The 14,502-nt window shown below is 64.2% G+C and carries 14 protein-coding genes and 2 pseudogenes; 4 read left to right on the top strand and 12 right to left on the bottom strand.

Translation table 11 applies throughout. The features are described from left to right. Both dprA and DBR36_RS18865 read right to left on the bottom strand, forming a co-directional pair. Positions 1-993, bottom strand: a 993-nt coding sequence (dprA, locus tag DBR36_RS15870) for a DNA-processing protein DprA (protein ID WP_375136091.1), incomplete at its 3' end; no start/stop codon positions are given. Beyond that, positions 990-1,586, bottom strand: a pseudogene (locus tag DBR36_RS18865) (ATP-binding protein); the annotation flags it as partial. The gene dprA and the pseudogene DBR36_RS18865, both read right to left, overlap by 4 nt. Positions 1,587-1,636: 50 nt before the next feature. Between DBR36_RS18865 and DBR36_RS15860 the strand changes: the two are divergent. The 4 genes from DBR36_RS15860 to DBR36_RS17425 all read left to right on the top strand — a co-directional run bounded on the left by DBR36_RS15860 (position 1,637) and on the right by DBR36_RS17425 (position 5,723). Continuing rightward, entirely contained in the window at positions 1,637-3,202 is a 1,566-nt protein-coding gene (locus DBR36_RS15860) for a recombinase family protein (protein ID WP_108320674.1), read from the top strand. A 105-nt stretch (positions 3,203-3,307) separates the two neighbouring features. Then, positions 3,308-4,240, top strand: coding sequence for a hypothetical protein (locus DBR36_RS15855; RefSeq protein ID WP_146185407.1), 933 nt, complete (start codon positions 3,308-3,310; stop codon positions 4,238-4,240). 39 nt (positions 4,241-4,279) lie between these two features. Continuing rightward, a complete protein-coding gene (locus DBR36_RS15850; RefSeq protein ID WP_146185406.1) occupies positions 4,280-4,831 on the top strand; it encodes a hypothetical protein in 552 nt (183 codons plus the stop codon). Between the two features lie 55 nt (positions 4,832-4,886). Continuing rightward, positions 4,887-5,723 (top strand): hypothetical protein, encoded by an 837-nt coding sequence (locus DBR36_RS17425; RefSeq protein WP_146185405.1) that lies wholly within the window; start codon positions 4,887-4,889, stop codon positions 5,721-5,723. Here the strand turns inward: DBR36_RS17425 and DBR36_RS15840 are convergent. The 10 genes and pseudogenes from DBR36_RS15840 to DBR36_RS15800 all read right to left on the bottom strand — a co-directional run. Next, complete coding sequence (locus DBR36_RS15840) at positions 5,720-6,367, bottom strand: recombinase family protein (RefSeq protein ID WP_108320670.1); 648 nt, start codon at positions 6,365-6,367, stop codon at positions 5,720-5,722. The genes DBR36_RS17425 and DBR36_RS15840 overlap by 4 nt on opposite strands. Before the next feature lie 407 nt (positions 6,368-6,774). Further along, positions 6,775-8,259, bottom strand: a complete 1,485-nt coding sequence (locus tag DBR36_RS15835) for a phage/plasmid primase, P4 family (protein WP_108320669.1) — start codon at positions 8,257-8,259, stop codon at positions 6,775-6,777. Then, positions 8,256-9,080, bottom strand: coding sequence for a bifunctional DNA primase/polymerase (locus DBR36_RS15830; protein ID WP_181373643.1), 825 nt, complete (start codon positions 9,078-9,080; stop codon positions 8,256-8,258). The genes DBR36_RS15835 and DBR36_RS15830 overlap by 4 nt, the downstream gene beginning before the upstream one ends. A 205-nt stretch (positions 9,081-9,285) precedes the next feature. After that, the gene (locus DBR36_RS15825) at positions 9,286-9,690 is read right to left on the bottom strand and encodes a helix-turn-helix transcriptional regulator (RefSeq protein WP_146185404.1); all 405 of its coding nucleotides are present in this window, start codon (positions 9,688-9,690) and stop codon (positions 9,286-9,288) included. A gap of 537 nt (positions 9,691-10,227) precedes the next feature. After that, the gene (locus tag DBR36_RS17950) at positions 10,228-10,398 is read right to left on the bottom strand and encodes a hypothetical protein (protein ID WP_181373642.1); all 171 of its coding nucleotides are present in this window, start codon (positions 10,396-10,398) and stop codon (positions 10,228-10,230) included. 12 nt (positions 10,399-10,410) lie between these two features. Continuing rightward, complete coding sequence (locus DBR36_RS17420) at positions 10,411-11,148, bottom strand: hypothetical protein (RefSeq protein ID WP_146185403.1); 738 nt, start codon at positions 11,146-11,148, stop codon at positions 10,411-10,413. After that, complete coding sequence (locus DBR36_RS15815) at positions 11,149-12,009, bottom strand: phage tail domain-containing protein (RefSeq protein WP_146185402.1); 861 nt, start codon at positions 12,007-12,009, stop codon at positions 11,149-11,151. 12 nt (positions 12,010-12,021) lie between these two features. Further along, a complete protein-coding gene (locus DBR36_RS15810) occupies positions 12,022-12,507 on the bottom strand; it encodes a hypothetical protein (protein WP_108320664.1) in 486 nt (161 codons plus the stop codon). Between the two features lie 242 nt (positions 12,508-12,749). Beyond that, positions 12,750-13,910 carry a hypothetical protein gene (locus DBR36_RS15805; protein ID WP_108320663.1) on the bottom strand — a complete coding sequence of 387 codons (1,161 nt, stop codon included), beginning with the start codon at positions 13,908-13,910 and terminating at the stop codon, positions 12,750-12,752. A 169-nt stretch (positions 13,911-14,079) separates the two neighbouring features. After that, a pseudogene (locus tag DBR36_RS15800) lies at positions 14,080-14,502 on the bottom strand (ATP-binding protein); the annotation flags it as partial.

Genomic DNA, 14,502 nt, shown 5'->3' with positions numbered 1-14,502 from the left:
ACCCCTCTCCGACGACGCCCCCGCTCCCCCGGCGACCGCGTCCTGGTTCAGCTGCGTCACCCCGAGCATCTCGAGCACGTCGCGAGACGACGTCACGCACGTGCCGTCGAACTCGCGCAGCACCCGATGGCACCCCGCCGAGGCGGCGCTCGTGATCGGCCCCGGCACGGCCCCGAGAGCCCGCCCCAGGCTCGCCGCGTGGGCGGCGGTGTTCAGCGACCCGCTCCGCCAACCCGCCTCGACGACGACGACGGCGTCGGCCATGGCCGCGATCATCCTGTTCCTGGCGAGGAACCGCCACTTGGTGGGGGCCGTTCCGCAGGGCACCTCGCTGTAGACGGCCCCCGAGTCGACGATGCGGGCGAGCATCACCTCGTGCCCGCGTGGATAGGCCCGATCGACGCCGCCGGCGAGAAAGGCGACCGTCCTCCCGCCCGCGCCCAGGGCGGCCCGATGCGCCGCTCCGTCGATGCCGTAGGCCGCGCCCGAGACGATCGTGGCTCCCGCCCCCGCGAGTTCGGCGGCGAGATCCGCGGCCACGCCCTCGCCGTACGCCGTCGACGCCCGCGCGCCGACGAGCGCAACGACGTCACGGGCCGACGCGTCCGGGTGCCCCCGAGACCACAGAGCGACCGGCGCGTGCGCGCCCAGATCGTCGAACCCACCCGGCCAGGCGCCGTCGCCCGGAACCAACAGTCGCGCCCGGCAGCGACGCGCGGCATCCAGCGCCTCGTCGATCGCCCCGGGACGCAGGCGCGGCATCCACCGGGCTCGAGCTCCGCGGAGCTCATCGACGTCTGGGTCGACGGCCGCTCGCAGCGCGTCGAGCGGCCCGCGGGCGGCGATGAGCGCCCCCGCCTCGCTGTCGCCGGGCTCGATCAAGACGCTCCAGACGGCACGCGCGAGTGCGCCGAGCGGGTCGGATTCGTCGATGGGGCGAAGCCCGCGCAGGGCGGCCCGTGCCGCGGCCTCATCGCGCAGGGCGGGGATCACGCGGCCGCTCCCCGACGCAGGAACAGCGCCCGGCCGACGTCATCGCGCGACAATTCGTCGTGACCCGCGATGTCGGCGACGGTCCATGCGACCCGCAGCAGCCGGTCGTACCCCCGCAGGGTGAGGGCTCCCCGGCGCAGGGCCACATCGAGAGGCTGCAGCACCGCGGGGTCCGGAGCCGCCGGTCCGCGCAGCCACGTGCCCGGCACGTCGGCGTTCCGACGCCAGGGCGTGTCGCTCCAGCGTTCCGCGGCCCGTCGACGAGCGGAGGCCACCACCTCACGAGCCTGGGCTGTGCTCACCGTGCGTGTGTCGCCGTCCCGGCGCGCGGACGACACCCGGTTCAGTCGCAGGTCGATGTCGATGCGATCGAGCAGCGGACCCGAGAGGCGGCGCGTGTAACGGCGGATGGCCTGCGGAGCGCATTCGCACACCCCACCGGGGACGCCGTGCTGCCCGCACGGGCAGGGGTTGGTCGCCACGACCAGCTGGAACCGCGCCGGGTAGGTCGCGGCGACCCCCGATCGGTGCAGGTGGATCGTGCCGCTCTCGAGCGGTTGACGGAGTGCGTCGAGAACCGAGGCGGGGAACTCGCCGCCCTCAGCGAGGGATCACAAAAATACCCATGTGCGATAATTGACCTGTGAAGGACGGAAAGATCGCCGTCGCAATCTACGCCCGCCTGTCGGTGGACCGAGACGGCAAGAAAGTTGGAATCGACACGCAATTGCAGGACTCGCGTCGATTGGTCAAGGAGCGAGGCTGGGTAGTCGCCGACGAGTACGTGGACCGAAACCTGACTGCGGCTGACAAGCTCGTCGCGAGGCCCGAGTACGACAGGTTGGTGCGTGACTACCACGCAGGTCGATTCTCCGGCCTCGTTTGTTGGGACCTCGACCGACTGACGCGACAGCCACGCCAACTAGAAGACTGGATCGACGCAGCGGAGTCGGCACGATCACTGTCCGTCGTCACGGCGAACGGTGAAGCTGACCTCACGACAGATGGCGGGCGCTTGTACGCACGACTCAAGGTCGCCGTAGCGAAGGGCGAGACGGAACGCGCCAGCGCGCGTCAGAAGCGAAGTAAGCAAGCGCGACGAGAGACAGGCAAGTGGCACGGAGGCATTCCTCCCTACGGTTACTCGGCTCGGAATGGCGAGCTGCTCCCGGCGTCGGCGGAAGTGTCTCGGATCAAAGAGGCAGCTAAACGCCTGCTCGATGATCGCGAGCCGATGCACAGCATCGTCACTGACTGGAACAACAAGGGCGTGCGCACTCGCTCGGGAAAGCACTGGCGTCAGGCCAACCTCCGCTCAATTCTGCTGAACCGGTCGATGCTCGGAGAGACCAAAGCCGGTGTCGTCGGGTGGGACCCCATCATCGACGCTCGCACATTCGACAGACTCACCGCGCTGCTGTCCGATCCATCACGGAAGGTCGTGCACTCCCCCGGCGTCAAAGGTGGCAAGCACTCGATGGGAGGCAGGCTATCGGTATGCGCGAAGTGTGGCAAGCCGCTCGTGACGAATACGAAGACCAACGCGAACGGACCGACGCTGGGTTGCCTCGCGCGAGTGCATGGCCCTGACGCTCGGAACCATCCTCGCGTGAAGCGTGAAGTAACACGCAAGGGCGAGAAGGTCGTCGTCGAACAGGACACCGGGCGCGTGACCATCGGCCACGACCGTCTCGAACGGTACGTGTTCGATGTCGTGACGAAGGCGCTGTCCCAGAGCGACCGTTGGCAGACGCGGATGGGCGAGTCCGACCCCGCGGACGACGCCAAGATAGACGCGCTAGAAGCCGAACGCGCTGCCCTCCGCGACGAGAAGGACCGCGTGAAGCGCGCTTTCATCGCGGGCATCATCGAGACCGAACGTGAGGCTCTCGCTGAGTTCGAGCGGATCGACGCCGCGCTCGACGCCATCGAGGGCCAGATCAACGGCCTGCTCGGTCGGCCAGTCATCGCGAACGCACTCGCTGATGGCGTCGACTGGCAGACCTGGACCCCCGGTCGACGTCGCGCCTTCCTTAAGCTCCTCCTCGACGCCGTGATCGTCGACAGTTGGCCCGAGGGCATGCCCCGTACGCGACCGCGTTTTCGCAACGAGTCCGCAGAGGATTACGCCGTCGCGCGCGAGGCGAGCATGAACGAGGCGACAGCACGTCGCGTCCGTATCGTCACCAAGTGGGGCGTCACTATTTGATGCCGACTAAGAAGGCACGACCTCGCCACCATCAGCGCGTCGAGTTCAAGCGGCCCACAGTCGATCTATTAGTGTGAATCGACTGAATCCGGGGGGATCTGCCGCATGGCGACAAAAGAAGTACGTTTCTACGACACATGGGTCGTGCAGGCCGCGACGGCGACGAAGCCGCTGACCGAGAAGCGCGTGAAGGCAACGTTCTGGATGAGACTGCTCGACAAGCTCGAAGAGAAGACAGATCCGAAGGACCGGACGACCTCAATTCGAGGCAACCAGTTTTACGGACAGGTGGTTCGTCCCACCGCGCCCGCGATCAACCACCTGCAGGTAGGTCGGCTGCGTGACCGGTCGGAGCACATCGAGCAGACGGACCTCGTAACAGGGACGGTTGCACCGCTGGTGCTCTCCGACAACCTGCGAGTCTCCGAGCCAACCTTCGTCGTGCCCTTCGGCTCGGGCGGTCGCGTCGCCGTCATGAGCCCAGGACGTTCGACCAGAGCCGAGACCATCGGGAACTGGCTCACGTTGGCCCTCGGGTACGTGACCAAGGGAAAATCGATCGAACTCCGTCCTGTCATCGACGACGCGGCGCTGGAACGCCTGCTCAACTCGGAAGGGGCGGTGGGGGTGGAGTTTCACCTCGACTCTGAAGAAGAAATCGCCACCGATGACGACGGAGATGGAGGCATCCCGTTGCTCGACGCCGTGGAGAACCTGCGGGCGGAAGGCCCTCAGACGGGTACGTTGATGGTCGGGTGGTCACTGGGGATCAAGGGCGGCAGCGCCCAGGAGAAAAACCAGCTCAAGCGCATCGCGGCAAAGTTCAAGGAAGACTCACTCGCGCGACGGATCAAGGTGAACATGGTCGTCGAAAACGAAGACGGCGACCTCAGGCGCGAGACTCACGACTTGATGGTCGACAAGATCACCAAGAAGGCGAACTGGAAGACCCACCGTGACAAGCGTTCGACCACCGAGGAGATTCTGGTCGCGATGTCTAACGCCGTGCAGGAGTTCAACAACACTCCCGGTGTCTGAGGCCCCGACTAACGTCTCGCACAGGGGGTGATGCACGTGGTGAAGAAGTTGCTGTCGACGTTCGTCGATCACCCAACCGTCGTCACAACGCTGCTGGTCGGGATCGTCGCGGTTCAGTTCGCTGTCTCCGCTCTATGGTTCCACGACCTCGATCTGAGCCTGCTCTTCTCCGAGCTTTCCGAGAACGATCAGCGTTCAGTACTGTCGCAGCTTGCACTCGGGTTGGCTGGCGTGGCCGCGATGGTCGGCGGTTTCGCGGGCGTAGTAGTCGTGTTTGGACTCAGCAGTGAGGACGCACGGTTCCGGGAAGTGCGCATGAAAGCCGCCACAAGTCTGCGACGAAACTGGACCTCGGTGGTGACGACCCCGCTTGTAGCCGCCTTTGGTGCGCTTCTCGCGGCGACCGCAGCTGGCGTCGGAGCGTTCGGGATATCCGTTTGGACTATCGAGCTTTGCCTGCTGCTTGCCGCGCACGGTGCCGTGCGACTGGTGGTCATTCTGCGTGAACTTGTGAAGGTCGTTCATCGCGCCGACGAGGGCGTGACTCGATCTGAACAGTTCGTTGATGAAGATGAGTTCTTCGAAGATTGAGGCCGGGTCGCGACCCGTCTCATCTGAGGAACATAGGGTTTGAGACGGAGATCAAGTGGTTTGGAACGGTTTCTGGGAGTGGGCCGACGGCAATCTCGGCGCGACAATCATTGGCGGGCTTCTGGTCATTGTCATCGTCGCCGTGTTCAGCCGCCTCCCGCGTCTTGGGCCGCATGTTCGATCGGGTCTGCGCAGGGCATGGCGATGGGCCTATTCATGGCGGCCCGTCAGTAGTCGTCGACACGAGCGCGAGCTCGCGGCCGTGGCGGAGAAGGCTCGGGAAGCCGATGGCGCTCGACAGGCGATGGGCCAGCGTGCTGATACAGCTATCAATGCAGTGCGCGAGTCGATCCCTAACGTAGTGCTGACGATCTTGACTCAGATGAATGAGCAGAAAGAGGCCTCCGCGACCAGGATGACCGAGTTAGAGAAGGAAGTAAGTCGCCTGAAGAAGGTCATCGGCGTCAAGGATTCGGGCAACCCCGCTTGGATCACTACAGCAAATCGCGTCGACGTCGTCAAGGCACCCGAGGTGCCGACGCCGGACCCGAGGTGGCGTCTCTCGAATGTCACCTCAGACAATGATCGACAAGTCGGTCTGAGCCGTTACCGCATCGAAAACCTGGTCCCCGGCAGCGTCGCGGTTGGAGTTCGGATGGACAACGAGGACGGAACCTACGGATCATTCGCGTTCAATGATGCTGCCTACTGGCCGAAATTGTCCGGCATCGCTTATGGGGAGTTCAGCGGAACCATCCGAGGAACAGACGAAGAGGGTTTCGTCTACGTTCGCCTGTCATGGACGGATGAGGCAAAGTCAAAGCGAAGCGCAAACTTCACGCTGAGAAGCTCCTCGGCTCCCGAGCCGCCACAGGAAGGTGCGCCCTTCTAGGCCCGCAATGCTGCGACACGCTCCACCAGCTTGGCAACGGTCGACGGATAGAACCGGTTGCCCAGTGAGGTCAGGTGGCCAGCCTCGTTCAACTCGCGCGCAATCTGTGACAGCCCCGCACCTTCGTCGCGGCGCATGGTGATGTAGTTGACGACCTCACCGCGGAGGTCAGTCTTCGAGGGGCGGCCACCGTACGGCTTGCCCTGGCGCTTCAACTCGGCCAGCGCGGCACGGGTGCGGTCGCCGATCTGTCGCCTCTCCCACTGAGCCAGCGCCATCAGGACATGCGCGATCATCTCACCGTTGGTCGTGGCCGTGTCGATGTCGAGGTCCAGCGTCGCAACGGACCAGTTCTTTTTGCGGAACTGCTTCAACACGGTAGCGAAGTCAGCCACGTCACGGGACAGACGGTCCAGCTTGGTGACCACCACGCCCTGAGCCTCTTTGGCGCCCAGCATTCGTAGCACCTCACGCCCACCCTCCCGATCAGCCAGGCCAGTGCCACCGGAAACGTCAGGGTCGGACAGCCACGCCACGATGTCGTGCTCGCGATAAGCAGCCCATCGCTCGATGAGGTCACGCTGCGCAGACATACTGGTGTCTTGCTGATCGGTACTCACTCGGAGATATGCAACGACTTTCATAACGGCTCCTATTGCGGCATTTACCCTAACCGTTCGGTTTGGGTTCAATATCCACAATATTCAACGTCACATTCGATGCAACCACGGGAATTCTGCGGTCCTCGCATACGGATACAGACACTTTGAGGCGGACTTACTTGTGAGCGAGGCAGGTGTTTCCACCCATTCCTCACCCTCACACGAGACAAGCTAAGAGCCGTACCATGGGCCATCCGTACCATAGCCCTCAGATGGGCCGATACAGCTCGATGCAAAAATGCAAAAAAGCCATCCCATGCACCAAGTATATTTTTGACACCCCTATAGGGGACTTATTGCATAGGCCATATTTTTTGCATTATTGCATCTTGCTTCACAGAAAGAGGGCGCGAGCCGAAGCCCACGCCCTCTCATCTGCGCTCAAACGCTCAGCTATGCATCATCTGACCCGGTGTGAGGTCGTCCTGGTCGCTCCGTGACGCGGCGCGAAGCTGCACGCCGAGCATCTTTCGGTTCGAGCCGTTCCGGTCGACGAACCCGTGACCCTGGCTGCGCGCGATCTCTTCGAGACGCGTGGTGAGAGCGTGTGAGCCGTGGGTACCCGACTTGTACTCTCGGAACGAGGTGTAGGACGCAAGCAGGTGATCTTTCCGCGTCTCATACCCCTCGCCCACTTCCAGCCATTCGTCGTAGAACCGGCGGATGTGATCCGTGGTCTCTTCGATGTGCCGAGTCGAACGGGCGACGTGTCCGGGCAGACGCGACTTGCTGTAGACCAAGCCGGACTCGGCCATGCCGTAGTAGGCCATCCCACCCGCGACGATCAGCGCCAGGATCGCCTCCCCCTCTGACTGCGCGATGCTCGTTGCCAGGCCGGGACGCCGCTCCTTCTCGGGCACGGTGGGGCCGGATTGGACACTGATCACGCGACGAGCGATCGCGGCGTCCCACTTCTCGACGTTCGGCATGCTGTTCAACGCGAGGAACACGGTCCACGTCCTCGGGACAGTGTGGGCGCGCCCGTAGATCGCGCGCACCGACTTCTCGCGCTGACCGGTCAGTCGCTTCACCTCCTGCTCGTTCAGGTCGATGTCGTCTGACACCTCGTCGATGGCACCGAACCGGCGACCGGCGAGCTTGTTCACGTCCTCGGTGTGCGCACCGTTCCTTGTCTTGGAGACCAGGTCCGGGCTGAGGGTCGCGTCGGCCATGTCGCGGCCCAGAACCAGCGCCACGCATTCGAGGGTCTGCGACTTACCAGTATTCGTGTCTCCGTACAGGATGAAGAACACCTGCTCGGGGTTGTCGCCGATAGCCGCGTAGCCGAACGTCATCAGCATGAACGCGAGCGTCTCGTCCGTCGTATCGACAGCGAAGGCCCGACGCACCAACGCCGTGAAGTTCGGTGCAACCCGTTCCGCGTGCGCAACGAGCGGTGCACCCGAACCCGGCATCAACTCGGGTCGGAACGCGAGCGGGACAAGCTGGGTCAGCAGGTCCTCTTGTGCGTGGTCGTGCATCACGCCGGTGCGCAGGTCGACGGTTCCGCTCGTGGTGTTCAACAGATGCGGCGCAGTGTCCAGCCGAGTCGATGCGATCCGGACCTTTTCGACAGATTTCACCGCATTCACGCACGCCCGGATGCGCGGCATATCGAGCGACGATGCCGACCACTTCATCAGCGCTCGGCGGGTGTCGTCGTCAGTTGTCGCTCGCGCCTCATCCGCGATGTCGAGCGCCGAGAGTTTGGCGATACCTTCGATGGCCGTTTGATCCGGCAGTCGCTCCCAGCGCTGACCGTCCCATCGAATGAATGTCTGCCAGTCGGTCACCCAGCGGAACAGGTGGCCGTGATTGTCGGCCATCCGCTGCGCGTTCCCGGTGTCGTGGGTCGGGTAGGTTTTCGCACTCATGGTGCACCTCTCAGGGAGCTCGCCCAGGCGAGTTGCGCCTCGACGTCGGGGCCAATGGACTTCACCGCGCGCTGCATCTGGTTTTCGACCTTCGACCACGGGAAGACATCGCCCGGCGGATTATCGGTCTCACGCCAGATCTCGTACGCGATCTGCCGAACGAGGTCGAGGTGCGGGTAGTGATTGCGAACGAGTCTCCACATCAGGGTGTTGAAGCCGTTGTCGCGCTGGCCCAGCCGAAACCCTGTCCTTCGCAGTACGTCAGTCTCGGGAAGTTCGACGCTCGACCCTCCCCCACCCGATGACCCATTGCTCGACCCGCGCCACTCGCGCAGGGCGCGCACCAGCGCTTCCGGCGCATATGGGATGCTCGCCAGGTCACCGCGAACCAGCTCGTAGGTTCGAGGCTCGCCGGGTATGTCCGTGCGGAACGTCCCGGGCGCGGCAACCTGATGCCCTTGCCCACTCGCGGCGTCCGCTTTGAGATCGACGTGCTCGATCCACGGCACCCGTGATGGCAGGACACCGTCGTACCGGAAGTACAGGTGCGCACCGCTCGCCGTCTGGACGAGCGGGAGGTCGCCCAGGTCGAGTTCAAGCAGTTCCTCGACCTGGATGAGCGAGTCGAAGCCACCGAAGGACCACTCCGGTGCGCTTTTGGTATCGATGTCGAGGACCCCCAGCCCACCGCCCGTGAGAATCCCCCAGTTGCATCCCGGGATTTGCTCACGCCAAGCCTCGATTTGCGCCGTATCGTCCGTTGCGCGCGCGGGCCATCCGGCGATAGCTGGAATGTTGGTGCCCGGACGCAGGGGCAGCACTCGAAGCGAAGACCGGCCGGCCTCTGGCCTGACCGTGCTCACAGTCCCCTCGCGACCCGTCGGATGAAGTGCTCAATGACGGACAGTCCGCGATGCTCCCGAACCACTTCGCGGAAGACCGGGGTGAGGTCGCGTCGCATCGCGCGGCGAGGCTCGGGGTCGCGCGGGCGGAAGATCGCGGCGTTGTGCGTTGTCGTAGCCATGATCACGACCGCGCATCCAGGCCACGGAGAAACGCGACCACCTGGTCGACGTAGCTGTCGGGGATTTGCATCAGGACGGTCTGGGCGGGAACGTCCATGATGTAGTCCTCGCCGTACTCGGCGTCGGCATCGACGCCCTTGACGAGACGCGAGTGAGCGCGGGCAACGTCATGCTTGCGAGAACCCATGCCCCTGCGCGGAGGCCAGTCGTTGACGTACGCGAGAACGTCATCATCGAACAGCGTCTGGATGGGCAGACCGAAGAACGCCTCGTAAGCCTTCGCCTCGTCCGGGCTGACGTGTCGTCGCCCCTTGGCGTGGTTCGAGTACGCCGAGACCGGGATTCCGGTCGCAGCAGCGATCTGGGCACGGGTAAGGCCACGGTCGAGAGCGATCTCGGTGACCATCTGACGGGTCTTGGGCAGAGCCACTGGAAACACCACCTGTCGGTGTGCTTCAACAGAGGGTCTGTCCGCTATCAACTACTGCGGAGGTCTGAGCCTCGTCCGCCTAATTCGATGTGACCTCGGTACGAGGACAGAGATTCAGTCGCGGTCGCCGATCGGCTTTGTTGTTATTGCCCATATTAATCGAGGCGGGCACTAGAGTAAACCCCCACTTGCTACGAGCCGTGTCAACTTTCGTAGCGTGTGAGGAGCGACCGTCTGACGCTGTCAGCCTTGGAGTGTTGTCGCGACCCGTCCTCGACGTGTTAGCGCGTCAGATCGACTCAGGCGGTTCCTGACGCGCCATCGACGGCTAGCGCCTGGCTCGCGTCGCGAATGAACTGCCGAGCCTCGAACGCGGTCGCGAATGCGAGGCAGTCGCACCCATCCTTCCGGTGCCACTCGTCCGGACACGTTGGGCAGATTGCCTCGTACTGGGTCTTCTGGCCAAACCCGGCAGCACGTGCGTTGATGCGGAACTTCCACCGCGGCTGATCGTCAGTCATAGCCGAGGACGATGTTGCCGTTGTCGGTGCGTCCCTTGACGACGCCGATCCACTTTCGTGAGGCGGGAAGCGTCGAGTCTGTCGGCTCCGGGTGTTCGGGCGACGGGTACGAGAACTCAGCTTCCCCGCGTCGGGGCGGCGGCTGCGGTGTGTGCTGTCGCATGGTGGCGACCTCCTACCTCGCGTTGCGCGAGTCGACAGTGCTGTGCAGATTCGGCCGGCCTTGGTCGGGGTACTCCCTGCGCAACTGCTCTAGCCGGTCCTGCTTGAACCACTCCGGTTGTCCGCTCTCGGTAATGCGACGCTTCCGGTCTTCGCGCTCCTGGGCCTCGACCTCTTCGAGAGTCGGAGTGTGGAGGTCTTGTCCCTCGTTAACGACTTCGGCATCGATGACGTTCTCCGACATCAGCTCGCGCGGAACGACCGTGCCACCCGGAATCGCTTCGCCCTCGGGTGCCTGCCGGATGATCGCCTGCAGGGTGACTTCCCACGGCTTGTGGGTCACCTCGACCTTGCGTTCCTTAGGCAAGGTGCGGTCGAGAATCATGCGCATTGCCTGGAGTCGATCCCCCTCCGAAGTCTCGGCGTCGAGCGCGATGCGTCGGAGTTCCCACAGAACCGGCTCCACCATTCGGTCGAGGAGGTCTTGTGCCTTCGCTGCCGAGGCCTTGTTCGCGCCGTGGTACCGACACGTGCGCTGCCCGCGCAGTGCGGCGTTGCGGCACTGCTCGCCGTCTCCGTGGCGGCCGATGCAGCGTCGTTCAATCTTCGTCACGTCGCGAGGGCCGATGCCCCCGTCTTCGGTGTGGCCGTTGCAGAAGTCAGAGCCTGAAACGGCCCACGCTCGGCATGGCTGCCCTTGGCGACCGCGGTTGTTCACCGTGATCGTCGCTGTGCAGCGCTTCTTGCTCATTCAGATCACCACTTCGTAGCGCGGCTGGAAGTTGAGGCGAACGCGCGTCTGGCCGTTCGTGTCCTGCATCGACAGGTTGATCGTCGTTCGACCAGGCGGGATAGCGAACAAGAGAGGCGCGTCCGCGAGGCCGGTGTAAACCGACCCGTTGACATCGGTGACCGACTTGTCTCGGGTGTTCACTGTGATGGGGTTGCCGACCTCGACTGCGGAGTCATACGTGAACCCGGCTCCATACACGTCAGCGTGGAAATGGTGCCCCGGCCCCTCGACGAGCCAGATCGGGAAGGCGTCGGCGTCGCCCGGATTGTCGACCTCGACGCTGCCGATGACGCTGGCCGAGGACACCCGAAGGCGCGAGAGGCCCATGCTCCCCGTCTTGATCAGACCTCGGCCGGAGTTGCCTCCTGCGTCGATCTTGACGTCCACCGACTCGGCCGACGTGAAGTAGGCGGAGGTCGACTGCAACGTCAGATCCCACTCTGCAAAGGTGAGTGAGTTCGTGCCCTCGCCGAAGATGTGGTCGCCACCTCCGGCGAAGACCACGTCCGTGAATAACTCGGTTCCGTCGTCGTATGTGACGAACAGCGTTGCCAGCGAGACGCGAGGGTTCAGAATCCGAACCAGCTTGCGCATGAGGTCCTGAATCTCGATCTCGGACTCACCTTGAAAGGCCACAGGGAGCTTGATCACTCGTCCGCCTTTGCGCTGTCCTCGGAAGCGGGTGCCGTCGGCGGCACCTTCGCGGAACCGGTTCACGGTGGGAGCCATACCAAAACCGGATGCTCCGATTCGGCGCAGGACGCCTGTGGGCATCCAGTTTGAGATTTCGAGGGTGTCGCCGTTGTTCTCGAGGCGCATGCGAACCACGGGTCAGCCCGCCTTGGGGTAAGTGATGGCGTCGTGGAGGCCGAGCGTGTTGACGCACTCCTGGCAGAACGCAAACTCCGTGATGTACCGACCTCGCGGAATGTAAACGATGGCGACGGCGCGAGTCCGGTCGAAGAGGTCGAAGGCCTCGTGGCGATGGCAGGAGCTGATTAGGCCGCCGTCGATCATGTCGACGCCCTGCAGAGGACCGTCGACTTCGGAGGCATAGCGCCAATGGCGACCGCGCAAGACAGAGTCGTCCGTGTCGAGCGTGCTCGTGGTGACGCTTTCGACCACGATCGCTCGGCCTGGGTCGGGCTGCTTCTCGAACCCGCTGTCAGTCGTGCTCGCGGTGAGAGCTTCGCGCACCCACACGTCCTGCTCGTGAAGCCACTGGTGGCGACTTGCGCCCATTCGGGTCTTCACGAAGTTGAGCGCCTCGATGACGGCAGCAGTGTCGTCGATCAGGTCGATGAATTCTGTTTTCATGATGTCTTCCCTTCCTGGAAGTTCTGGTCTTCCCTTCCGGTTTGATTACCAGGGCGCCACCGGAAGGAAAGAAAGAGTGGCGCCCCGGTGAAGATCCCCCGACGAAAGATGGATCTTCACGGCGCGAGGTGATCAGCTCGCGCCGGGTCGTTGGTGGAGTGCCGTCGCCCCTCCAGACGACGGCACTCCGGTGCGTGCTTGATGTACATCGCGTACACGCACCCGACTCGTGGTCGGTCTTGTTACCAGACCGGGTTCTCGTACGATCCGGTGGCCTTGATCTGCATGACCGCGGCAGCACCACGGTGACGAACGCCCACACCCATGCCGCGCTCGTAGATCGACTCCACGAGAGGGTGCGCCCCGCCCTGCGAACGGCGCAGAATGAGTCCGCGCTCGCCGGGCGTCCGGTGCTCGCGGATCAGGAGCGGGTTGCGCGCGCTGCCGGCTCCGGAGGTCGCGACCGCGATCACGTAGCCGAGCGGCACGAACGGCGACTTGTGAATCCACGCGTCCCCGTAGGAACCCATGATCGGGAGGTTGTTGAACGCCGCGGGAGCTGCGTCGCCGACGATGGACGCTTCGGTGAGGTAAGCCGGGGCCGAAACGCTGGGGATGTAGTCGTACTTCGCGACCACACCGTTGGCATTGGGCGCGTTCGCGCGCCAGGTCTGGATTGCGTCGGCCTGGAACGGGTTGACCAGCAGCATGATGCGCTCGCCAGACGCGGCAACGCCGTAGCCATGCTCCTGAATGGTGGCAATCAGGTCCTCGACGTCCTTGGAGTCCATCTGGTTGGCACCGGAAACGAGGTAGTGGCTGTGCGACGAGTTGAACGTGCGACCGGCGTACGAGGGCGGGACTTCGCCAGTCGATCCGTCCCACAGGTCGTATATCTGCTGGCCGTTCTCGTTGATGGAACGATTGCCGACCTCGCTACGCGTCGTAAGCGCAGCCATCACCTCGCGAAACACGCGACGGTTGTCCGCTTCCAGCATCGCTGCGTGCTGGCCTCGGACCTGCTCGGCGCTGGCGTCACGCAGGTAAGCGCGGGTGAATCGGCTCGACTTGTCGCGCCACACCAGCGGCAAACCACCGCGGATCACGTCGACGTTCGGACGACCGGCAGTCGGCACTCCGAACTCGCTCTGGAGGTCGAACTCGATGTCGCTCTCCCCGGCAGGGAGGTCGAAAAACGGGTCGATCGTGTTCGACGTGAAGAGGGCTGCGAATGCGGACCGGCTACGGTTCCATTCGCTGAGCACGCCCTGGAACTCGTTCCAGAGCACATCGAGGTTCACGCCATCGGCGGTGAATCGGAGATTGTCGGCGGCGACATTGAAGCCGCGCCGGTCAGCGCCGGTGACGCTGTGCGGGAATCCCGCGATAGACAGGCCGCTCATCGCGGACCTCCAATCGGTGAGTGATTGAGGAGGACCGAGACCACGGGAAACGGCGGGGCTTCTATGACGCTGCAGCTAAGCGATCAACCCGACCACGGGTCGGTGTCGATACGGCAAATATACAACCTGGGCAACATCGTGTCGACCGACAGGTTGTTATAGAGCAATTTGCCTCGTCGAGGAACAGCACCCCCTCGCTCGCCCGGGCGATCGCGCCGGGACGGATGACCCCCGACCCCCCGCCGATGAGCGCCGCCGCCGTCGCGCCGTGGTGCGGGCTCTCGAAAGGCGGGATGCGCGAGAGGCGCGTGACCGTCTCGCCCGACAGCGATCTCACGGACGCGACCGCAAGGGCCGCATCGTCGTCGAGGGGCGGAAGGATGCCGGGGAGCCGCCGTGCGAGCATCGTCTTGCCCGCACCCGGGGGGCCGCTCATGAGCACGTGATGGCCGCCCGCCGCGGCCACGACGAGGGCGTCGACCGCCTCGGGCTGGCCGACCACATCGCCGAGCTCGAGGGCGACGTCGTCCGGTGACGAGGGCGTCGAGGCCACGACCGGGGCGAGATCGGGGGCGTCCGAGACCCCGCCGTG

Source organism: Microbacterium sp. HMWF026 (assembly GCF_003061325.1).
In the GTDB taxonomy this organism is placed as follows: Bacteria; Actinomycetota; Actinomycetes; order Actinomycetales; family Microbacteriaceae; genus Microbacterium; species Microbacterium testaceum_E.
The sequence above is the reverse complement of the archived record's forward strand: the minus strand, read 5'-3'. Positions and strand labels throughout refer to the sequence as shown.